General features: G+C 70.5%; 19 protein-coding genes. 14 read left to right on the top strand and 5 right to left on the bottom strand.

All coding sequences use genetic code 11. The features are described from left to right. Positions 1-33 precede the first annotated feature (33 nt). The 4 genes from OG707_RS35905 to OG707_RS35920 are packed head-to-tail and all read left to right on the top strand — an operon-like array spanning position 34 to position 5,772. The gene (locus tag OG707_RS35905) at positions 34-1,167 is read left to right on the top strand and encodes a CaiB/BaiF CoA transferase family protein (RefSeq protein WP_329125937.1); all 1,134 of its coding nucleotides are present in this window, start codon (positions 34-36) and stop codon (positions 1,165-1,167) included. Next, entirely contained in the window at positions 1,164-2,306 is a 1,143-nt protein-coding gene (locus OG707_RS35910) for an acyl-CoA dehydrogenase family protein (protein ID WP_329125938.1), read from the top strand. The genes OG707_RS35905 and OG707_RS35910 overlap by 4 nt, the downstream gene beginning before the upstream one ends. A gap of 44 nt (positions 2,307-2,350) precedes the next feature. Then, on the top strand, positions 2,351-3,565 hold the full coding sequence (locus OG707_RS35915; protein ID WP_329125939.1) for an acetyl-CoA C-acetyltransferase: 1,215 nt from the start codon (positions 2,351-2,353) through the stop codon (positions 3,563-3,565). A gap of 41 nt (positions 3,566-3,606) precedes the next feature. Next, positions 3,607-5,772, top strand: a complete 2,166-nt coding sequence (locus OG707_RS35920) for a 3-hydroxyacyl-CoA dehydrogenase NAD-binding domain-containing protein (RefSeq protein WP_329125940.1) — start codon at positions 3,607-3,609, stop codon at positions 5,770-5,772. A gap of 24 nt (positions 5,773-5,796) precedes the next feature. Here OG707_RS35920 and OG707_RS35925 read toward each other — a convergent pair whose 3' ends face one another. Further along, complete coding sequence (locus OG707_RS35925; RefSeq protein ID WP_329125941.1) at positions 5,797-6,504, bottom strand: MBL fold metallo-hydrolase; 708 nt, start codon at positions 6,502-6,504, stop codon at positions 5,797-5,799. A gap of 95 nt (positions 6,505-6,599) precedes the next feature. Between OG707_RS35925 and OG707_RS35930 the strand changes: the two genes are divergently transcribed. Beyond that, positions 6,600-7,130: a TetR/AcrR family transcriptional regulator gene (locus OG707_RS35930; RefSeq protein ID WP_329125942.1), complete on the top strand. Its 531-nt coding sequence runs from the start codon at positions 6,600-6,602 to the stop codon at positions 7,128-7,130. Positions 7,131-7,140: 10 nt separating this feature from the next. On the opposite strand, the gene OG707_RS35935 is transcribed toward OG707_RS35930, so the two are convergent. Then, positions 7,141-7,869, bottom strand: coding sequence for a MerR family transcriptional regulator (locus tag OG707_RS35935; RefSeq protein WP_329125943.1), 729 nt, complete (start codon positions 7,867-7,869; stop codon positions 7,141-7,143). A 131-nt stretch (positions 7,870-8,000) separates the two neighbouring features. Here OG707_RS35935 and OG707_RS35940 point away from each other — a divergent pair, with 131 nt between their 5' ends. The 3 genes from OG707_RS35940 to OG707_RS35950 all read left to right on the top strand — a co-directional run bounded on the left by OG707_RS35940 (position 8,001) and on the right by OG707_RS35950 (position 9,954). Then, positions 8,001-8,477, top strand: coding sequence for a macro domain-containing protein (locus OG707_RS35940; protein ID WP_329125944.1), 477 nt, complete (start codon positions 8,001-8,003; stop codon positions 8,475-8,477). Between the two features lie 72 nt (positions 8,478-8,549). After that, positions 8,550-9,023 carry an ATP synthase F0 subunit B gene (locus tag OG707_RS35945; RefSeq protein ID WP_329125945.1) on the top strand — a complete coding sequence of 158 codons (474 nt, stop codon included), beginning with the start codon at positions 8,550-8,552 and terminating at the stop codon, positions 9,021-9,023. Between the two features lie 43 nt (positions 9,024-9,066). Then, on the top strand, positions 9,067-9,954 hold the full coding sequence (locus tag OG707_RS35950; protein ID WP_329125946.1) for an oxygenase MpaB family protein: 888 nt from the start codon (positions 9,067-9,069) through the stop codon (positions 9,952-9,954). Here the strand turns inward: OG707_RS35950 and OG707_RS35955 are convergent. Together OG707_RS35955 and OG707_RS35960 are read right to left on the bottom strand one after the other, a co-directional pair. Beyond that, positions 9,917-10,942, bottom strand: a complete 1,026-nt coding sequence (locus OG707_RS35955; protein ID WP_329125947.1) for a LacI family DNA-binding transcriptional regulator — start codon at positions 10,940-10,942, stop codon at positions 9,917-9,919. The two genes, OG707_RS35950 and OG707_RS35955, sit on opposite strands and share 38 nt — an antisense overlap. Positions 10,943-11,018: 76 nt before the next feature. Next, positions 11,019-12,509 carry a M1 family metallopeptidase gene (locus tag OG707_RS35960; RefSeq protein ID WP_329125948.1) on the bottom strand — a complete coding sequence of 497 codons (1,491 nt, stop codon included), beginning with the start codon at positions 12,507-12,509 and terminating at the stop codon, positions 11,019-11,021. A gap of 199 nt (positions 12,510-12,708) precedes the next feature. On the opposite strand from OG707_RS35960, the gene OG707_RS35965 reads away from it, so the two are divergent. From OG707_RS35965 to OG707_RS35975, 3 genes are all read left to right on the top strand, one after another. Then, a complete protein-coding gene (locus OG707_RS35965) occupies positions 12,709-14,664 on the top strand; it encodes a Xaa-Pro dipeptidyl-peptidase (protein ID WP_329125949.1) in 1,956 nt (651 codons plus the stop codon). Continuing rightward, positions 14,661-15,947, top strand: coding sequence for a M14 family metallopeptidase (locus OG707_RS35970; RefSeq protein ID WP_329125950.1), 1,287 nt, complete (start codon positions 14,661-14,663; stop codon positions 15,945-15,947). The genes OG707_RS35965 and OG707_RS35970 overlap by 4 nt, the downstream gene beginning before the upstream one ends. Before the next feature lie 82 nt (positions 15,948-16,029). Further along, entirely contained in the window at positions 16,030-16,314 is a 285-nt protein-coding gene (locus OG707_RS35975; protein ID WP_329125951.1) for a hypothetical protein, read from the top strand. Positions 16,315-16,341: 27 nt separating this feature from the next. Here the strand turns inward: OG707_RS35975 and OG707_RS35980 are convergent, their stop codons facing one another. After that, positions 16,342-17,265 carry an NAD(P)/FAD-dependent oxidoreductase gene (locus tag OG707_RS35980; RefSeq protein WP_329125952.1) on the bottom strand — a complete coding sequence of 308 codons (924 nt, stop codon included), beginning with the start codon at positions 17,263-17,265 and terminating at the stop codon, positions 16,342-16,344. A gap of 67 nt (positions 17,266-17,332) precedes the next feature. Here OG707_RS35980 and OG707_RS35985 point away from each other — a divergent pair, with 67 nt between their 5' ends. From OG707_RS35985 to OG707_RS35995, 3 genes are all read left to right on the top strand, one after another. After that, a complete protein-coding gene (locus OG707_RS35985) occupies positions 17,333-18,343 on the top strand; it encodes an oxidoreductase (protein ID WP_329125953.1) in 1,011 nt (336 codons plus the stop codon). Positions 18,344-18,445: 102 nt separating this feature from the next. After that, positions 18,446-18,961 carry a TrmH family RNA methyltransferase gene (locus OG707_RS35990; protein WP_329125954.1) on the top strand — a complete coding sequence of 172 codons (516 nt, stop codon included), beginning with the start codon at positions 18,446-18,448 and terminating at the stop codon, positions 18,959-18,961. A 28-nt stretch (positions 18,962-18,989) separates the two neighbouring features. Continuing rightward, on the top strand, positions 18,990-20,627 hold the full coding sequence (locus OG707_RS35995; RefSeq protein ID WP_329125955.1) for an ABC-F family ATP-binding cassette domain-containing protein: 1,638 nt from the start codon (positions 18,990-18,992) through the stop codon (positions 20,625-20,627). Positions 20,628-20,659 lie beyond the last annotated feature (32 nt).

A 20,659-nucleotide genomic window follows, 5' to 3' on the forward strand; every position in this document is an offset into this window, starting at 1 on the left:
TTACATCAGAAGTGTCATACAGCTGGGGGCTTGATGGCAGCGACAGGGAACGGCCCGCTCGCCGGGGTACGCGTGGTCGAGCTGGCGGGTATCGGGCCCGGCCCGTTCGCCGCGATGCTCCTCGCCGACCTCGGCGCCGACGTCGTACGGGTCGACCGGCCGGGCGGCGGTGGCCTCGCGGTGAATCCGGCGTACGACCTGACCAATCGCAACAAACGCTCGGTGCTGATCGACCTCAAGGCGGCGGACGGCCCTGACCGCGTCCTGGACCTGGTCGAGCGCGCCGACATCCTCGTCGAGGGGTTCAGACCCGGAGTGGCCGAGCGGCTCGGCGTGGGCCCCGACGCCTGCCTCGCCCGCAATCCGCGGCTGGTGTACGGGCGGATGACCGGCTGGGGCCAGGAAGGCCCCCTCGCCCAGCGGGCCGGCCACGACATCGCGTACATCGCGATCACCGGGACGCTCGGCATGATCGGCAAACCGGGCGAGCCGCCGACCGTACCGGCCAACCTCGTCGGGGACTACGCGGGCGGCTCGCTCTACCTCGTCGTCGGCGTCCTCGCCGCGCTCCAGCACGCCCGCTCCGAAGGCGGCACGGGCCAGGTCGTCGACGCGGCCATCGTCGACGGCGCCACGCATCTCGCCACGATGATCCACGGGATGATGGCGGCGGGCGGCTGGCAGGACCGCCGCGGCGCCAACCTCCTCGACGGGGGCTGCCCCTTCTACGGCACGTACGAGACCGCGGACGGCGCGTACATGGCCGTCGGCCCCCTGGAGCAGCAGTTCTACGACGAGTTCATCCGGCTGCTCGGCCTGGAGGGCCAGGCACCCGAGCGCAAGGACCTCACCCGCTGGGACGAACTGCGCACCGCCGTCACCGACCGCTTCAGGACGAAGAGCCGCGCGGAGTGGACCGAGATCTTCGAAGGCTCCGACGCCTGTGTGGCCCCCGTGCTCTCCCTGCGCGAAGCCCCCACCCACCCGCATCTCGCCGCGCGCGCCACCTTCGTGGAGCACAGCGGCATCACCCAGCCCGCCCCCGCGCCGCGCTTCTCCGCGACGCCGGGATCCGTACACCGGGGCCCGGCACAGCCCGGCGCCGACACCGCCGAGGTGGCCGCCGACTGGGACGTGCCCGGCCTCGCCAAGGAGGAACTCCGTTGAAGCGGCAGCTGTTCGACGCCGAGCACGACGCATTCCGCGAGACCGTGCGTGCATTCCTTGCCAAGGAGGTTCTGCCGCACTACGAGCAGTGGGAGAAAGGCGGCATCGTCTCGCGCGACGCCTGGCGGGCGGCGGGGAAGCAGGGCCTCCTCGGCCTCGCCGTCCCCGAGGAGTACGGCGGCGGCGGGAACGCCGATTTCCGCTACAGCGCCGTACTGGCCGAGGAGTTCACCCGCGCCGGTGCCGCAGGTCTCGCGCTCGGGCTGCACAACGACATCATCGGCCCGTACCTCACCGGCCTCGGAACGGACGAGCAGAAGCGGCGCTGGCTCCCCGGCTTCTGCAGCGGCGAGATCATCACGGCGATCGCGATGACGGAACCGGGTGCGGGCAGCGACCTCCAGGGGATCCGCACCAGCGCCGAGGACCGCGGCGACCACTGGCTGCTCAACGGCTCCAAGACCTTCATCTCCAACGGGATCCTCGCCGACCTGGTGATCGTCGTCGCCAAGACGTCCCCCGAGGGCGGCGCGAAGGGTCTGTCGCTGCTGGTCGTCGAGCGCGGCGCGGAAGGCTTCGAACGCGGCCGCAACCTGGACAAGATCGGGCAGAAGTCGCAGGACACCGCGGAGCTGTTCTTCAACGACGTACGCGTCCCGAAGGAGAACCTCCTCGGCGAGCTCAACGGCGCCTTCGTCCACCTGATGACCAATCTGGCGCAGGAGCGGATGGGCATCGCGGTCGCCGGGATCGCCGCCGCCGAGTACCTCCTCGAGATCACCATGGAGTACGTCAAGGAGCGCGAGGCCTTCGGGCGGCCGCTCTCCAAGCTCCAGCACATCCGGTTCGAGATCGCGGAGATGGCCACCGAGTGCGCCGTCACCCGTACGTTCCTCGACCGGTGCATCGTCGATCACTCGAACGGGGAACTCGACGCGGTCCACGCCTCGATGGCGAAGTGGTGGGCCACCGAGCTCCAGAAGCGTGTCGCCGACCGGTGCCTGCAACTGCACGGCGGCTACGGATACATGACCGAGTACCGGGTCGCGAGAGCCTTCACCGACGGCCGTATCCAGACGATCTACGGCGGTACGACCGAGATCATGAAGGAGATCATCGGCCGCTCCCTCCTCGGCTGACCAGCCCCCTCGTACCCCCCCGCACCCCTTGAAAGGCAGCTGTCTTGAGTACCGAAGCGTATGTGTACGACGCGATCCGCACCCCGCGCGGACGCGGAAAGGCCAACGGCGCCCTGCACGGCACCAAGCCGATCGACCTGGTCGTCGGCCTGATCCACGAGATGCGGCGCCGCTTCCCGAACCTGGACCCGGCGGCCATCGACGACATCGTGCTCGGTGTCGTCTCCCCGGTCGGCGACCAGGGATCGGACATCGCCCGCATCGCTGCCGTCGCGGCCGGACTGCCCGACACCGTCGCCGGCGTCCAGGAGAACCGCTTCTGTGCCTCGGGCCTGGAGGCCGTCAACCTGGCCGCCGCCAAGGTCCGTTCGGGCTGGGAGGACCTCGTCCTGGCGGGTGGCGTCGAGTCGATGTCCCGCGTCCCGATGGCCTCCGACGGCGGCGCCTGGGCCATGGACCCGATGACCAACTGGGACACCGGCTTCGCCCCCCAGGGCGTCGGCGCCGACCTCATCGCCACCATCGAGGGCTTCACCCGCCACGACGTGGACACCTATGCCGCGCTCTCCCAGGAGCGCGCCGCCGAGGCATGGAAGGACGGCCGCTTCCAGCGCTCCGTCGTCCCCGTCCTCGACCGCAACGGCCTCGTCGTACTCGACCACGACGAGCACATGCGCCCGGGCACGACCGCCGAGTCCCTCGCAGGCCTCAAGCCCTCCTTCGCGGCGATCGGCGAGATGGGCGGCTTCGACGCGGTGGCGCTGCAGAAGTACCACTGGGTGGAGAAGATCGACCACGTCCACCACGCGGGCAACTCCTCGGGCATCGTGGACGGTGCGTCCCTCGTCGCGATCGGTTCGCGCGAGGTCGGCGAGCGCTACGGCATGGCGCCCCGCGCCCGTATCGTCTCCGCGGCGGTCTCCGGATCCGAGCCGACCATCATGCTGACGGGTCCCGCGCCCGCCACGCACAAGGCGCTCGCCAAGGCCGGACTGACCATCGACGACATCGACCTTTTCGAGATGAACGAGGCGTTCGCGGGCGTCGTGCTGCGCTTCGCCAAGGACGTCGGCGTACCGATCGAGAAGATCAACGTCAACGGCGGCGCCATCGCGCTCGGCCACCCGCTCGGCGCCACCGGCGCGATGATCCTCGGCACGCTCATCGACGAACTGGAGCGCCGCGACCAGCGCTACGGCCTCGCCACCCTCTGCGTCGGCGGCGGCATGGGCGTCGCCACCGTCGTCGAGCGTCTCTGACCCCCCGCCCTCATCCCTCCTCTCCCCGGAGCAGCCAGACCATGAGCGAGAACACCACCATCCGCTGGGAACAGGACGAGAGCGGCGTCGTCACCCTCGTCCTCGACGATCCGAACCAGTCCGCCAACACCATGAACCAGGCGTTCAAGGACTCCATCGCGGCCGTCGCGGACCGCCTGGAGGCGGAGAAGGACAGCGTCCGCGGCATCGTCTTCACCTCCGCCAAGAAGACCTTCTTCGCGGGCGGCGACCTCAAGGACATGATCCAGGTCGGCCCCGCCCAGGCCCAGCAGGCCTTCGACGCGGGCATGGCGATCAAGCACGCCCTGCGCCGCATCGAAACCCTCGGCAAGCCCGTCGTCGCCGCGATCAACGGGGCGGCGCTGGGCGGCGGTTACGAGATCGCCCTCGCCTGCCACCACCGCATCGCCCTCGACGCGCCCGGCTCCAAGATCGGCCTCCCCGAGGTCACGCTCGGCCTGCTTCCCGCGGGCGGCGGCGTGACCCGTACGGTACGGCTGATGGGCATCGCCGACGCCCTCCTGAAGGTCCTCCTCCAGGGCACCCAGTACAGCCCGCAGCGCGCCCTGGAGAACGGCCTGGTCCACGAAGTGGCCGCCTCCACCGAGGAGATGCTCGCGGCGGCCCGCGCCTTCATCGACGCGCACCCGGTCTCCCAGCAGCCCTGGGACGTCAAGGGGTACAAGATCCCCGGCGGCACCCCATCCAACCCGCGCTTCGCCGCCAACCTCCCCGCCTTCCCCGCCAACCTGAAGAAGCAGATCAACGGCGCGAACTACCCGGCGCCGCGCAACATCCTGGCGGCCGCCGTCGAGGGCTCGCAGGTCGACTTCGAGACCGCGCAGACCATCGAGGCCCGGTACTTCACGGAGCTGGTCACCGGCCAGGTCGCCAAGAACATGATCCAGGCGTTCTTCTTCGACCTGCAGGCCGTCAACTCCGGTGCCAGCCGCCCCCAGGGCATCGCACCGCGCCCCACCCGCAAGGTCGCCGTGCTCGGCGCCGGGATGATGGGCGCGGGCATCGCGTACTCCTGCGCCCGCGCCGGCATCGAGGTCGTCCTCAAGGACGTCACCCCGGAGGCGGCGGCCAAGGGCAAGGCGTACTCGGAGCAGATCCTGGCGAAGGCGCTCTCCCGGGGCCGTACGACCGAGGCCAAGCGCGACGCGCTCCTCGCCCTGATCAGGCCGACCGCCGACCCTGCCGACCTGGCGGGCTGCGACACGGTGATCGAGGCGGTCTTCGAGGACGTCTCCCTCAAGCACAAGGTGTTCCAGGAGATCCAGGACGTCGTCGGCCCCGACGCGCTCCTCTGCTCCAACACCTCCACGCTCCCCATCACCCTTCTCTCCGAAGGGGTTTCGCGCCCGGCGGACTTCATCGGCCTGCACTTCTTCTCGCCGGTCGACAAGATGCCGCTGGTCGAGATCATCAAGGGCGAGCGGACGGGTGACGAGGCGCTGGCCCGTGCCTTCGACCTCGTACGGCAGATCAAGAAGACCCCGATCGTCGTCAACGACTCGCGCGGCTTCTTCACTTCGCGTGTGATCGGCCAGTTCATCAACGAGGGCGTCGCGATGCTCGGCGAGGGCGCGGACCCCGCGTCCATCGAGCAGGCGGCGGCCCAGGCGGGCTACCCGGCGAAGGTGCTCTCCCTGATGGACGAGCTGACGCTCACCCTGCCGCGCAAGATCCGCAACGAGGCGCGGCGCGCGGTCGAGGAGGCGGGCGGCACCTGGGCCGGCCACCCCTCGGACGCGGTGATCGACCGGATGGTGGACGAGTTCGGCCGTACGGGACGCAGCGGCGGAGCAGGCTTCTACGAGTACGTCGACGGCAAGCGGGCGGGCCTCTGGCCGGGCCTGCGCGAGCACTTCACGCAGCAGGGCACGGAGATCCCGTTCCTCGACATGCAGGAGCGGATGCTGTTCTCGGAGGCGCTGGACACGGTGCGCTGCTTCGAGGAGGGCGTGCTGATGACGGTGCCCGACGCCAACATCGGCTCGATCTTCGGCATCGGCTTCCCCGGCTGGACGGGCGGCGTCATCCAGTACATCAACGGCTACGAGGGCGGCCTGCCCGGCTTCGTAGCACGCTCCCGTGAACTGGCCGCCCGCTACGGCGAGCGCTTCACGCCGCCCGCGCTGCTGGTGGAGAAGGCGGAGAAGGGCGAGCGCTTCAGCTGATGCGGAGAGGCTCGCCCGGCGTGCTCAGCCCTTCCTGACCGCCTCGCCCACCTGTGCCGGTGAGGTGCGCCAGGGGGTGCCGTGGCCCGGGAGCACCCAGGACGCCTCCAGTGGGGCGATCCGGTCGAGGGAGGCGAGCGCCTCGGCCGGATCGTCGGTGAAGGGTGCGGGCTGCGGTCCGGTGCGACCGGTGAGGACGTGCCGGGTGGTGAGGGCGTCGCCGACGAAGACCGCGTCGGCGACGGGGATGTGCACGGCCACGCTGCCCGGGGAGTGCCCCGGCATGCCCACGATCACGGGGCTCCCCGGCAGGTCCAGGACGTCGCCGTCGGCGATCTCGGTCACTTCGCCGACGTAGCGGGTGCGCAGGGCGTTCTTGCGGATGCCGTACCCGAAGAATGTGAGCGCCGGTCCCAGCCGCATTGGGCCGGTCGCGGTCTTGGGCTTCTCTCCCGTACGGGCGCGGTCCGCGTCGGCGGCGTGCACGAACACCGGTACGCCGTGCTCGCTGCGCAGGCGTTCGGCGAAGCCGATGTGGTCGGCGTCGCCGTGGGTCAGTACGAGGCCGCGGATGTCGTCCGCGGTCTTGCCCAGAGAGCTGAGTTCGCGCTGCAGATCCTTCCAGTGGCCGGGCATGCCCGCGTCGACGAGCGTGATGCCCTCGGGGGTGTCGATGAGGTAGCACGCCACCACGTCGTTGCCGAGGCGGTGCAGATGCGGTGCGAGTTTCATCGTTCTCTCCCGGAGCCAGGACGGAGGTTGGTGATGGCTACGCTACTTAGCTATGATGGCTAACGTCAATAGCTTTCAGTACGGAGAGACGGACGATGCCGACCCCGGAGAAGACCTCGCTCAGCAGGATCGTGGCCACGGGCCGCGCTCTGCTGGAGGCAAGCGGCCAGCACGGGTTGACGATGCAGAGCGTCGCCGCGCGGGAGGGAGTGCGGGCCCCGTCGCTGTACAAGCACGTCGGCAATCGCGCGGCGCTGCTGGCAGCCGTGGCCGAGGCCACCGTCGACGACCTGACCGCCCGACTGGAGTCGACGGACGGCTCGCTCGAGGAACTGCTGCGCAGCTACCGGCAATTCGCCCGGTCCTGGCCCGAGGGGTTCCGGCTGATCCACTCCGCACACGCACCACCCCAGTCGCTCGCCCGCGCGGCCGGCCCGGTCCTGCGCGCCTCCAGGGAACTCGTGGGCGAGCGGGACGAGCTCGACGCGGCCCGCCTGGTGACGGCCTGGGCCACGGGATTCATCGAGATGGAGCTCAACGGCGCCTTCCAGCTCGGGGGCGACGTCGACCGCGCCTTCGAGTACGGACTGACCGGCATCCGCAGGGCACTCCAGCCCGAGGCGTGAGCCCCGGCGCTCACTCCCCGGCGTACCGGGCGCGCAACTCCTCCTTCAGGGAGCGCTGGAAGGCCGTCACCAGAGCCTGAACCACCATCGGCTGCATATGGGCGGAGAGCGTCTTCATCGTCTCCACCGCCTCGGGGTTGTGCTCGCTCTCGCTGTACGGACCCCACACCTCGTCCTGGAAGAGCCGGGTCAGCTCCTTCGCGGTCTGCCGCGAGTGTTCGAGTACGACGTCGCGCGCGGCCAGCAGCGTGTCCAAGGAGATCGGAACCTGCAGGAGCTGTACGCCGAGCCGCAGCAGCCCGGGTTCGACCCGGAAGGTGTCCGGAGCGTCGCCCCGCTCCAGCACGTTCATCGCGGCGAGCCGGTCGATGTCCTTCTCCGACAGCGCCTGCCCGGCCCGCCGTTCCAGCTCGGCGCGCGTGGCCTCCTGGGCCGAGTCGGGGGCCCAAGAGGCCACCAGGGCACGGTGGATGGCGAGATCGTGGGCGCTGAGGTCGGCCGGCAACTGCGTCACGTAGCGCTCGATGGCCGACAGCGTCATCCCCTGGTGCTGCAACTCCTCGACGAGCGCGAGCCGGGAGAGGTGCTCGGGGCCGTAGTGCCCCACGCGCCGGGGCCCGATGACGGGCGGGGGCAGCAGTCCGCGGGTGCTGTAGAAACGGACGGTGCGCACGGTGACTCCGGCGCGGGCGGCCAGTTCGTCGACCGTGAGCGTCGGCTGCTCGGTCTCTGTGGCCATGGCTGCGCCCCTCGTTGTATGTCCTGTGGCACGGGATTGATCCGTGGAACAGTATTGCTGTCTCACCACAGTTGCGAAAGCGCCTGCCGTTGTCCCACCGGATTGTCAGTGGCGGCTCGTAGCGTGGGGTCATGACGGGGATCGAGTACGTACAAGGGGACGCCACCGCGCCGCAAGGCAAAGGTGTCAAGGTGATCGCGCACGTCTGCAACGACCTGGGCGGCTGGGGCAAGGGCTTCGTGCTGGCCGTCTCGCGCCGCTGGCCCGAGCCCGAGGCGGCCTACCGGCGCTGGCATCGCGAGCGCGCGGGCAACGACTTCGGGCTCGGCGCCGTGCAGTTCGTCGAAGTCGGCCCGTACATCCGGGTCGCGAACATGGTCGGCCAGCGCGGGATACGCACCGGCAGCAAGGGCGTGCCCGTGCGGTACGAGGCCATCGACACCGCGCTGGGCGCTGTGGCCGACAAGGCTGTCGAACTCGGCGCCTCGGTCCATATGCCGCGCATCGGCTGCGGGCTGGCCGGCGGGAAGTGGGCCCGCGTCGAACCCTTCATAGCCGAGCGCCTCGTGGCACGCGGCCTCCGCGTCACGGTCTACGACCACGTGTGAGCTGCGTACGAAAACACAAGAGGTGTGTCCGGAGGGTGTCAAAGTCCGCTTGATTGCTGGTAGTTGGTAGGTATGCAGAAGCTTGCCGTGGATCTGGGGCCGCTGAAGCCCGACAACACCCAACTGCTCTTCGGGGTCGTGCTGTTCGCCCTCCTCTACCTCGTCCTGGCCAAGGTCCTCCTCCCGCGTATCGCTCGCACCATCGCAGCCCGCGACGACGCCATCCACGGGCAGCAGGAGCGGGCCGAGGATCTGCGTGTGCAGGCGGAGGAGATCCACGCGGACTACCAGGCCGCGCTCGCCGACGCCCGGCACGAGGCCTCCCGCATCCGGCAGCAGGCCAAGGAGGAGGGGGCGGCCGCGATCGCCGAGGCCCGGGCCGAGGGGATACGGGAGAAGGAGGCCATTGTGGCCGAGGGGACCGTGGTGATCGAGGCCGAGCGCACGGCCGCCGAAGCCGAGCTCCGTACGCATGTCGAGGAGCTCGCGGTGGAGCTGGCCGAGCGGATCCTGGGCGAGCCGGTACGGCAGCGCAGCGTCGACTGACCCCTCGGCACGGCCCTGACCAGGCTGATCGCATACTGGAGGGATGAGCCCTCGCACCCCGGACCCGACACCGCCCCCGCCCGGCGGGGTCCTGTGGAGCGAGGCCGGCGACCTCCGGATGCTGCTCACCCTGCCCGCGGCCCTCGTCATGCAGGTCGCCCACCCGGCCGTCGGCGCCGGTGTCGACGAGCACTCCGTCTTCCGCACAGACCCCTGGGGGCGCGGCGAACGCTCACTGCGGTCCGTACAGCTCTGGGTGTACGGCGGGGAGGCCGCGGCCGAGGAGGGCCGGCGGCTGCGCCGTATGCACCGCACCATCCAGGGCACCGACACCCGGGGCCGCAGCTACCACGCGCTCACCCCCGCCCACTACGCGTGGGTCCACGCCACCGGCTTCCCGGTCTTCCACCACGCGCGGAAGTACATAGGCCGCCCCTATACCGAGGCCCAGGAGCGACAGCTCTACGCGGAGTGGCTCCAGGTCGGCCGGATCCTCGGCATCCACGACCGGGACATGCCGCAGACCATCGAGGACTTCTGGCCGTACTACTACAAGGTGCTGGCAGAGGAGATCGAGGCGACCCCGGTTGTGAAGGAGCTCCTCGCCACCGACACCGTCATCTCCGCCCCCGACCGCGGCCCGCTCCCGCTGCGCCTGCTGCTGCGCGTGCTCTGGCCCGTCCTGCTGCCCCCGATCGCCCGCTTCCGGCGCTTCGCCACCATCGGCTTCATGCCGCCCGAGGCGCGCGAGGTGCTCGGCCTGGAGTGGACGGAGGCCCAGGAGCGCAGACTGCGCCGGTTCGGCCGCGTCGTCCGGGCCGTGGTGCCCGTACTGCCCGAGCGGCTGCGCTATCTCCCGCTGGCCCGCGAGGCCCGCGCCCGCCACCGCAGCCTCACGCGGAAGCCCTCCGCACCAGCTCCGTCTCCATGATCACCGAGTCCGCGGTCCCGTCGGCCCCGCTGTCCAGCCCGCTGATCAGCAGCCGCACCATCAGTCGCCCCATCCCCTCGATGTCCTGGCGGACCGTGGTGAGCTGCGGATCCGTGGCTTCGACGACCGAGTCCATGTCGTCGAAGCCGACGACCGCGACGTCCTCGGGAATCCGCCGACCCCGCTCCTGAAGGACCCGCAGCGCACCCTGGGCCATCAGGTCGTTCCCGGCGAAGACGGCGTCCAAGTCCGGGTGGCGGTCGAGGAGTTCGGCCATCGCCCGGGCCCCGCTGTCGGCGGTGAAGGCGCCCTGTGCGACGAGCGTGGGATCCTCGTCGCCCACCACGTCCCGGTAGCCGTCGAGCCGGTCGATACCGGACGTCTGGTCCTGCGGGCCCGCGATGTGCGCGATCCGCCGGCGCCCGAGCGAGGCCAGATGACGTACGGCGTCGCCCGCTCCGCCCCGGTTGTCGCAGTCGACGTACGGCACGGCCAGCTCGTCCGCCGCACCGGCGTGCACCGGGCGCCCGCCGAAGACCGTCGGGATGCCGACCTGGTGGGTGACGGCCGGGAGCCGGTCCTGGGTGTGCAGGGAGAAGGCGAGCGCGCCGTCGACATGGCCGCCCGCGAGATAGCGGGCGATCCGGTCGTAGTCCCCGCTGCCCTCCACCAGGAGCAGCACCAGCTGGGAGTCGTGCGCCGTCAACTCGCGGCTGATTCCGCGCAGTTGGAGGGAGAAGAACGGGTCGGAGAAGATCCGTATCTCCGGCTCGGCGATGATGACCGCCACCGCGCCGTTGCGCCGGGTGACCAGAGTCCTGGCCGCGTGGTTCGGTACGTAACCGAGCTCGTCGACCGCGAGGCGCACCCGCTCCACCAGAGGTGCCCGCACCCCCGCGCCGCCGTTGACGACGCGCGAGGCCGTCGCCCGGGAGACGCCGGCGTGGGCCGCGACGGCTTCAAGGGTGGGCCGGATTCGGTCGGGCACGCGTACTCCTCGGCGGGACGTGACGGGCGGTGGACCTGCAGCGTATCCACCGCCCGTTACGTGGTTGCCGCCGCCGTCAGTGGTCGTGGATCGTGTTCGTCGCGGCGATCTGCTTCCAGGACTTCGGCTGTGCGGGCACGGCCGAGGCGACGGCGATCCGCGCCTGGGCCTTCGCCGCCGAGGCGGGCTTCACCGGCTGGAACAGCCAGGTGTCGAAGAGCTCGGCGAGCGGCTTGCCGGAGATCTTCTCGGCGTACCGCTCGAAGTCCGCCACCGAGGCGTTGCCGTAGGCGTGCTCCTTGGGCCAGCCCTTGAGGATCGCGAAGAAGGCGTCGTCGCCGATCTCGTTGCGCAGCGCCTGGATCGCGAGCGCGCCCCGGTCGTAGACGGGGAGTTCGAACTGGTTCTCCGCGCCCGGGTCACCGGGCTTGATGGTCCAGAACGGGTCGTCGGCCGGGTGCGAGGCGTACACGTAGTCCGCGAGCTCCTGCGTGGTGCCCTCGCCCTCGCTGTCCGACCAGAGCCACTGGGCGTAGCGGGCGAAGCCCTCGTTGATCCAGATGTCCTTCCAGCCCTTGAGGGAGACGTCGTCGCCGTACCACTGGTGGGCGAGCTCATGGACGACGACCGAGACGTTCGAACCGTTCGCGAACTGCTTGGGGCTGTAGAACGGCCGGGTCTGCGTCTCCAGCGCGTACCCCGTCGTCGTGTTCGGGACGTAGCCGCCGAGCGCGCTGAAGGGGTAAGGACCGAAGTACCCGCTCAGCCAGTCGGCGACCTCGCCGGTCCGCTCGACGCTCGCCCGCGCCGCCCCGTCGTTGTCACCGAGGTCCTTGCTGTACGCGTTGACGACCGGGATGCCCGAGTCGGTCGTGCCGGTGGTGATGTCGAACTTCCCGACCGCGAGGGTCGTCAGGTATGTCGCCTGCGGCTTGTTGGAGCGCCAGTTGAAGGTGGTCTTCCCGAGCTTCGAACTCTGCGACTGGAGCGTGCCGTTGCTGATCGCCTGCGTGCCGTCGGGCACGGTCACCGAGACGTCGTACGTCGCCTTGTCGAGCGGGTGGTCGTTGCTCGGGTACCACCACCACGCTGATTCGGGCTCGTCGGCCGCGACCGCGCCGTCGGGGGTGCGGTGCCAGGTGGAGAAGCCGTACGCGGTCTTCGTGGACGGAACCCCGCTGTAGCGGACGACGACTGTCACCGAGGTGCCCTTGGGCAGGGGCTTGGCCGGGGTGATCTCCAGCTCGTGCTGGCCGGAGGCGGCGAAGGACGCCTTGGCGCCGTTGACGCGCACCTCGCTCACATCGAGCAGGAAGTCCAGGTTGAAGCGCGACAGGTCCTCGGTGGTCTTCGCGAGGAGCGTCGCCGTGCCGTCCAGGCGGTCGCTGTCCGGCTGGTACCTGAGCCTGAGGTCGTAGTGCGAGACGTCGTATCCGCCGTTGCCGTACGCGGGGTAGTACGAGTCGCCGATGCCGGGGGCTCCGGGGTGGAAGTCCGCCGCGGATGCCGGGATCGCCAGCAGCAGCGAGGCGGCGAGCGCGCTCGGGACGATCAGTCTGCGGTGCACGAGTGCTCCTAGTCATGGGGACAGAAGATCTCCTGGACCCTATGCAGTGATCGGTGCATCAGTCATGGACATGGTGGGTGCTGTCACAGAATTGCCATTCCGCCGCCATGCACTCTGTCGCCCCTTGGGTGTCTTGGTCCGCTTTCAGGCGTCTACTGCCCCCTGTTGCACGGGAGTTGACCGGAGTACGTTCCCGGCCATGCCGATACGCAGAACACTGGTGGTGGGGGCGGTCGCCGCCCTGATGGCCGTGCTGGTCTCGCCCTCCGGAGCGCAGGCCGCCCCGGCCCGGGAGAGCAGACCCGTCTACTCGTACGACAACGCGATACGCGAATCCGTCTGGGTGGACACCGGACTCGACGGTGATGCGGACGGGAAGACCGACCGGGTCGCCGTCGACATCGTCCGGCCCAGGGAGCCCGCCCAGCAGGGCCGGAAGATACCCGTGATCATGGACGCCAGCCCGTACTACTCTTGCTGCGGGCGCGGCAACGAAAGCCAGTTGAAGACCTACGACGCCAACGGGAACGTCGTCCAGTTCCCGCTCTTCTACGACAACTACTTCGTACCCCGCGGCTACGCCTTCGTCGCCGTCGACCTCGCCGGAACCAACCGCTCCGACGGCTGCATCGACATCGGCGGCCGCTCCGACATCCAGTCCGCCAAGGCCGCCGTCGACTGGCTCAACGGCCGCGCCCGCGCCTACACCACGCGTACCGGCGCCACCCGCGCGGCGAAGGCCGACTGGACCAACGGCAAGACCGGCATGATCGGCAAGAGCTGGGACGCCACCATCGCCAACGGCGTCGCGGCCACCGGAGTCGAGGGCCTCAAGACGATCGTCCCGATCTCCGGCATCTCCTCCTGGTACGACTACTACTTCCAGCAGGGCGCGCCGCTCTACGACTCGGGCCCCGACTCCCTCGCCGAGTACGTCGACAGCCCCGAGCAGCTGGCCCGCTGCGCCGCCGTGCAGAAGAAGCTCGTCGACGGAGCCCCGCGCACCGGCGACTGGACGAAGCTCTGGAGCGAGCGCGACTACGTTCCCGACGCCGGCAAGGTGAAGGCCAGCGTCTTCGCCGTCCACGGAATGCAGGACCTCAACGTCCGCACCAAGCACCTCGGCCAGTGGTGGGACGCCCTCGCCAAGAACGGTGTCGAGCGCAAGATCTGGCTCTCCCAGACCGGCCACGTCGACCCCTTCGACTACCGGCGCGGAGCCTGGGTGGACACCCTGCACCGCTGGTTCGACCACTACCTCCTCGGCTACGACAACGGCATCGACCACGAGCCCATGGCCGACATCGAGCGCCACCCCGACCAGTGGTCCACCGACAAGGTCTGGCCGCCGCGCACCACCGACACCACCAAAGTCCGCCCCGCGAGCGGCAGTTCGGCCGGAGTGGGCACCCTCGGCCTGAAGGCCGCGAGGCCCGGATCGACCGAGACCTTCACCGACGACCCGGCGCAGGACGAGACCAACTGGGCATCCGCGATCGACACCTCGACGCCCGCCAAGACCGGCTTCACCACCAAGCCGCTCACCAAGGACCTCAGGCTCTCCGGCTCCTCGACGGTCACCGTCACCGCCACCCCGACCACGGCGACCGCCCATCTCTCGGCCGTCCTCGTCGACCTCGGCCCCGACACCATCAGGAACTACTCCGCCGGTGGGGAAGGCATCACCACACTCACCACCCGCAGCTGCTGGGGTGCGAGCACCGCCGGTGACAGCTCCTGCTTCCTCGACACCAAGGCGAAAACCGCGGCCGTCGACTACACCGTGTTCAGCCGCGGCTGGGCCGACCTCGGCAACTACGCCTCCGACCACAAGGGCCGCACGCTCTCCCCGGGCAAGGCGTACACGATCACCATCGACCTGGCGGCGACCGACCACGTCGTGCCGGCGGGCCACCGCCTCGCCCTGATCGTCGCGGGTACGGACGCGGGCCTCATCGACCCGCCGAGCACCACACCCACCCTCACCGTCGACCTCTCGCGCACCTCGGCGAACCTGCCGCTCGTCGGCGGCACCAGGGCCTTCGCGCAGGCCACTTCGGGCACGGCCCACGCGGTCACCCCGTCCCGGCTCGACGGCCTGAAGGTGCCCGGCGCGATCCGCCCGTTCGCCGTACCCGGCGGTGCCGCCCGATGACGCCGGTCCCGCGCATCCGTCCGCTCGTGATCGGGGCCGCCGCTGCGGCCGCCGCGATGCCCCTGATCACGGCGCCCGCCCAGGCGACGTCCACCCCGCCGCGCACCGGTTTCGAGACGAGCAACGGCGCCGACTGGACGACCCAGCCCGAGGAGCAGAAGTTCCTGGCCGCCGTGGACCGGGGGAGCGACCGCGCCACGGTCCGCACCATCGGCACGACCCAGCAGGGCCGCCCGGTCCAGCTGGTACGGATCGGTACGCACCGCACCGCCGACGTCATGCTGCTCATCTGCTCGCAGCACGGCGACGAACCGTCCGGCCGCGAGGCGTGCCTGACGACGATCCGCAATCTCGCGTACGCGAAGGACGCGGCGACCCGGCGCTTCCTGGACCGCACCACGGTCCTGGTCGTACCGACCGCCAACCCGGACGGCCGCGCCGCCGACACCAGGGGCAACTCGGACGGGGTGGACATCAACCGCGACCACCTCGCCCTCAAGACGGCCGAGGCGCGGGCGATGGCCGCCGTCATCCGCGACCAACACCCCGATGTCATCTACGACTTGCACGAGTACGGCGCCACCGTGCCGTACTACGACAAGGACCTGATGGCGCTGTGGCCGCGCAACCTCAACACCAGCGACGGGGTTCACGCGGAGGCGAAGTCCCTCTCCGAGCAGTACGTCAGACCGGCGGCGGGCAAGGCGGGCTTCAGTAGCGGGATCTACGGGATCTGGACCGACCCGGTGACCGGCGACCCGATCAAGCAGACCGCGGGGGACGGCCAGGAACGCATCCTGCGCAACATGGCAGGGGTCAAGCATGCTGCGGGCCTGCTCGTGGAGACCCGGGTCGACGCGCTCAGCGAGGCGGAGAAGGCGGACGCGTCGCTGAACCACCGCCGCCGGGTGAACACCCAACTGGCGGCGCTCAAAGGCGCGTTCACCTTCGTCGGCGAACACCGCGGCAGCCTCGAGGCCGCCACGAACGCCTCACGTGCGGCGGGCTTCAAGGATCGCGGCCCGATCTATCTCGGCGGCGCCGACAACGACCCGGCGAAGGCGGACCAGATCCTCCAGGACCCGCCGTGCGGCTACCGGCTCACCCCCGCGCAGTACGCCGACGTGGGGGACGAACTCGCCCTGCACGGCGTCGAATCGAGGCCCGACGGAACCGGGGTGCTCGTACCGCTGCGGCAGTCGCAGCGCGCCCTGATCCCGCTGCTCCTCGACGAACGTGCCGCATATCACCTCACGGAGGGAGAAGTCGCCGCAGAGTGTTGATCTTGTCCCGTTGGGGTGGTGGATGATCATCAGCCACCCCCCTGACGGGTCCTCCGGGACCGGGACTTGGAGACAATCTGTGATGCGACGTACGGCAACACTCGCCGCCACGGCCGCGCTGGCCGGCGGCCTTCTGCTGGCCGGGGCACCGGCCCAGGCGGCCACCGGCGCCCAGTCGGCCGCGGTGGCGCGCGGACCCATCACCTGCAACCCTGCGCAGCTGCGTCAGCAGGCCGCGGAGGCCGACCGCAAGGCGGCCGTGGCGAAGCGGGAAGGGTTCACGGCGGAGGCCACGAAGCAGAGCAAGCTGGCGGCCGCGTACCGCGCGAAGGCCAAGGCGTGCGAGGACGCGGACAACAACGCCTAGTTTCACCCCGGTTGCCGGGCGGACGCGTCACGTCCGTCCGGCAACCAGCCGGGCAGCGGCGCCCGCGCAGCCCCAGGCCACCGTCACACCCGCGCCGCCGTGCCCGTAGTTGTGCACCAGCACGGACCGCCCCAGCTGCTCCCGCTCGATCCGCACGCTCGGCCGTACGGGCCGCAGACCGACCCGGTGATCCAGCACCTTCGCCTCCGCGATCTCCGGCCGGATCCGCGCGCACCGCGCCACGATCGCCTCCGCGACGGCCGGATCGGGCCGCAGGTCCCACACGTCCTCCTGCGCGGTGCCGCCGAGAATCAGCCCGCCCGGCTGCGGGAAGCAGTACGTGGTCTCGCTCGCCTCATGATCGACCGAGGTGAACCACTCCTCGATGCCCGGGTTTTCCACGACCACCAACTGCCCGCGCATCGGCCGTACGTCGGGATCCGGTACGAGCTCACGCGCGCCCAGCCCGGTGCAGTTGACCACGACCTCTGCGGGCACCTCGTCCAGTCCGCTCACGGTCCGCTCCTCGACCGTGCCGCCGGCCGCCTCGAGCCGCGCCCGCAGCCACCCGAGATGCGCCGGCATGTCGATCAGCGGCAGCCGCGCCCACAGCCCCTCCGGCTCCTCCGTCAGCCCCGCCACGCTCCGAGCCCAGGACCCCAGCCCCGCGAGCCGCTCCCCGTACTGCACCCCACGGACCAACCGCACCCCGGTCGCCTCCGGATCGGCGGCCAACTCCTCGTAGACACGCAGTGATTGGAGCGACCAGTCGCCCACTAGTTGCTCCGGCTCGATGCGGTACGGCCACCACAGCGCCCCGGCGACGGCCGACGTCGTCGCACCGGCCGGATCGCGGCTCCACACCCGCACCCGGTGCCCGCTCTCGGCGAGCACGATGCCCGTCGTCAGACCTATGACTCCGCCGCCCACCACGATCACTTCAGCGCTCATCCACCGGACCGTAGCCGAATGTGCCGTGTGGTGCTCGCAGCGCCCTCAGGGTGGGGATACTCACCCCATGTCTGCCGCATACGCGACGTTCGGTCTGGCCCCGGCCATGCGGGCCGGAGGAGTTCTGGCCGGTGGCGCCTACCAAGTGCACCGGGACTTCCTGGACTTCATCGTCGACGGAAGACCGCTGCTCTTCCAGCTCTCCGACCTGGACGCGGTGTCCCCACTCGCCTCCGACGTGCCGCCCGCCATCTTCACCGCCCACGTACGCCGCCTGCTCCTCGAAGCGGAGGCGCCGCTGGACGGCGGCCGGTACGTCATCTACGGCTGCCCCGAGTGCGAAGGCCTCGAATGCGGTGCGGTGACCGCGGTCATCGAGGAGGACGAAGGGGACATCGTCTGGCGCGACTTCGCCTGGCAGACGACCCGGACGGCAGACCTGGACCTCAACGGCTACCACGGCATCGGCCCGTTCCGCTTCCGCGCGGAGGAGTACCGCACCGAACTGGAACGCCTCCGCCCGCCCGAGCGCCGCCGCGTCCTGCTGATCGGCGCGAGGGTGGCGATCCTGGCCCGACTGGCGGCGGCACTGCGCACGATCGGCATCGGCGCGGAGATCGCCGAGGACACGGCGTACGTACCGCACGATGAACTGCGCACCTACGGGGCGGTGGCCTTCGGGAGGGCGGTGGGGGAGGAGAAACGCAGCGCCGTACGGGAGGCCTTCAGCAGGGCGGGAGCGGACGTGGCGTACGTGGACGGCCTGGCCCCGATCATTCCGCTCCTCGTGGCGCAGATCGAACACGCCCTGGACCGCAGCCCGTTGGAGCAGCGCAGGCTGACGGGCCTGCTGGTGGCGGAGGGTGAGGCGAGCGTGGAGGTGACGTCGACCTGCCGGGTACGGCTGACGGCGTACCGCGTGGACCGCCTCAACCGGGTCCGCGCCCAGGAGGTCTTCGACGCGGAACTGGGGCCGGGGACGCACCGAATTCCACTGGACGCCAGGGCGACGAAGGGGGAATCTTTCGTGGTGGCACGCACGACAGGAAGCGTGCTTGCTGTGGCCAAGGCACGCTGAACGTTCCCTGGCCCCGACGATGGCCCGGGCGAGCCGAGAATCGCCTCCGACGATGACACCGCAGACCCGCCCCACGCCCCGGAGGAACGCCTCCCCTCCCCGATGAGCGGCATCCGCGCACGCACGCCCGACGAACTGCGCCGCTCCCGCCGCCCACGGGCCCACGCCTGCTGGGACCACCTCTACGCCGCCCCGCTCTGGCCCCTCCACGGCGCCAACCTTGGCACCCTCGCCCGGACCTGCGACGCGGTCGGCGCCTGTCTCACCGTGCCGCGATTCCCCTGGGTCCCCGAGGCGCTGGCTCGCGGCAACACCCTCCGCAAACCGCTCTGCGTCCACTGGACGGGCGACCCCCTCACCTGGCTGGCCAAGCAGGGCGAGCGCGGCGCCCGGATCGTCGGCGTGGAACTCGCCGACGAGGCGGTCCGTCTCGCGGACCTCCCGCCCGCCCGCGAACGTACGGTCATGGTCCTCGGCCACGAACAGCAGGGCATCCCGCCCGAGGCCCTGGACCTCCTCGACGTCTGCGTGGAGATCCCCATGATCGGAACCGGCGCCAGCCTCAACGTCGCCGTGGCCGGCTCCCTCGCCCTCTACAAGCTCGCGGGTCTCCTCTGAGGCCGGCCCGATTAGGATCAGTGCCCTGATGACTGCAACCCTCGTCGCCAAAGACCTCGCCGCCGGCCACGGTGACCGCTCGCTCTTCTCCGGACTCGACCTCGTCGTGGCGCCCGGAGACGTGATCGGTCTCGTCGGAGTCAACGGTGCCGGAAAATCCACGCTCCTCCGTCTCCTCGCGGGCCTCGACACCCCCGAGGACGGCGAGCTGCGCCTCTCCCCGCCCACCGCCACCGTCGGTCACCTCCCGCAGGAGCCGGAGCGCCGCGAGGGCGAGACGATCCGTGCGTTCCTGGCCCGCCGCACCGGCGTCGCCGCCGCTCAGACCGCCATGGACGAGGCCACGCAGGGCCTCGTCGACGGCACCCCGGGCGCGGACGACGCGTACTCCGTCACCCTGGAACGCTGGCTCGACCTCGGCGGCGCGGACCTCGACGAGCGCGCCGACGAGGTGGCCGCGACCCTCGGCCTGACCGTGGGCCTCGACCAGCCCATGACGGCTCTGTCCGGCGGCCAGGCGGCCCGCGCGGGCCTGGCCTCCCTGCTTCTCTCCCGGTACGACGTGTTCCTCCTGGACGAGCCGACCAACGACCTGGACCTGGACGGCCTGGAGCGCCTCGAACGCTTTGTCACGGGCCTGCGCGCGGGCACGGTGGTCATCAGCCACGACCGCGAGTTCCTCACCCGCACCGTCACCAAGGTCCTCGAACTGGACCTCGCCCAGCAGCAGATCACGCTCTACGGAGGCGGCTACGCGGCGTACCTCGAAGAGCGCGAGACGGCCCGCAGGCACGCCCGCGAGGAGTTCGACGAGTACGCCGACAAGAAGTCGGCCCTGGAGGGCCGCGCGCAGATGCAGCGCGGCTGGATGGACAAGGGCGTCAGGAACGCCCGCCGCAAGGCGACCGACAACGACAAGATGAGCCGCAAGCTCCGCAGCGAGTCGAGCGAGAAGCAGGCCGCCAAGGCCCGCCAGACACAGCGCATGATCGAACGCCTCGACGTGGTCGAAGAGCCCCGCAAGGAGTGGGAACTCCACATGGAGATCGCGGCGGCACCCCGCTCGGGGGCGGTCGTGGCGACCCTGCGCGACGCGACGGTCCAACGCGGCGACTTCACTTTCGGCCCGGTCCACCTCCAGATCGACTGGGCGGACCGCGTGGCGATCACAGGAGCGAACGGCGCGGGCAAGTCGACGCTGCTTGGCGCGCTCCTGGGCCGCATCCCGCTGGACTCGGGCAATGCCGCACTCGGCCCGGGGGTGGTGGTCGGAGAGGTCGACCAGGCCCGAGGCCTCTTCTACGGTACGGAAACACTCCTGGCCGCATTCTGCGCGGCGGTCCCCGAGACCGAGCCGGCCGAAGTGCGCACGCTGCTGGCCAAGTTCGGCCTGAAGGCAGAGCACGTACTGCGCCCCGCGACGACACTCTCCCCGGGCGAGCGCACCCGCGCGGCCCTGGCGCTGCTCCAGGGCAGGGGAGTGAACCTCCTGGTCCTGGACGAGCCGACGAACCACCTGGACCTGCCGGCGATCGAGCAGCTGGAGTCGGCACTCGACTCCTACGAGGGAACTCTGCTCCTGGTGACGCACGACCGCCGCATGCTGGACGCGGTCCACACGACGCGCCGCATCGAGGTGGCGGACGGCAAACTCACCGAACTCTGAGCAAGTTCAAGCAGTCCGGCGATTGAGGACCG

Source organism: Streptomyces sp. NBC_01465 (genome assembly GCF_036227325.1).
Classification (GTDB): Bacteria; Actinomycetota; Actinomycetes; order Streptomycetales; family Streptomycetaceae; genus Streptomyces.

Bases quoted from the DNA above. Each gene is read 5' to 3' on its own strand.
- OG707_RS35905 (WP_329125937.1), top strand. From the start codon at position 34: ATGGCAGCGACAGGGAACGGCCCGCTCGCCGGGGTACGCGTGGTCGAG.
- OG707_RS35920 (WP_329125940.1), top strand. From the start codon at position 3,607: ATGAGCGAGAACACCACCATCCGCTGGGAACAGGACGAGAGCGGCGTC.
- OG707_RS35925 (WP_329125941.1), bottom strand. From the start codon at position 6,504: ATGAAACTCGCACCGCATCTGCACCGCCTCGGCAACGACGTGGTGGCG.
- OG707_RS35930 (WP_329125942.1), top strand. From the start codon at position 6,600: ATGCCGACCCCGGAGAAGACCTCGCTCAGCAGGATCGTGGCCACGGGC.
- OG707_RS35935 (WP_329125943.1), bottom strand. From the start codon at position 7,869: ATGGCCACAGAGACCGAGCAGCCGACGCTCACGGTCGACGAACTGGCC.
- OG707_RS35940 (WP_329125944.1), top strand. From the start codon at position 8,001: ATGACGGGGATCGAGTACGTACAAGGGGACGCCACCGCGCCGCAAGGC.
- OG707_RS35945 (WP_329125945.1), top strand. From the start codon at position 8,550: ATGCAGAAGCTTGCCGTGGATCTGGGGCCGCTGAAGCCCGACAACACC.
- OG707_RS35950 (WP_329125946.1), top strand. From the start codon at position 9,067: ATGAGCCCTCGCACCCCGGACCCGACACCGCCCCCGCCCGGCGGGGTC.
- OG707_RS35965 (WP_329125949.1), top strand. From the start codon at position 12,709: ATGCCGATACGCAGAACACTGGTGGTGGGGGCGGTCGCCGCCCTGATG.
- OG707_RS35970 (WP_329125950.1), top strand. From the start codon at position 14,661: ATGACGCCGGTCCCGCGCATCCGTCCGCTCGTGATCGGGGCCGCCGCT.
- OG707_RS35975 (WP_329125951.1), top strand. From the start codon at position 16,030: ATGCGACGTACGGCAACACTCGCCGCCACGGCCGCGCTGGCCGGCGGC.
- OG707_RS35980 (WP_329125952.1), bottom strand. From the start codon at position 17,265: ATGAGCGCTGAAGTGATCGTGGTGGGCGGCGGAGTCATAGGTCTGACG.
- OG707_RS35985 (WP_329125953.1), top strand. From the start codon at position 17,333: ATGTCTGCCGCATACGCGACGTTCGGTCTGGCCCCGGCCATGCGGGCC.
- OG707_RS35990 (WP_329125954.1), top strand. From the start codon at position 18,446: ATGAGCGGCATCCGCGCACGCACGCCCGACGAACTGCGCCGCTCCCGC.
- OG707_RS35995 (WP_329125955.1), top strand. From the start codon at position 18,990: ATGACTGCAACCCTCGTCGCCAAAGACCTCGCCGCCGGCCACGGTGAC.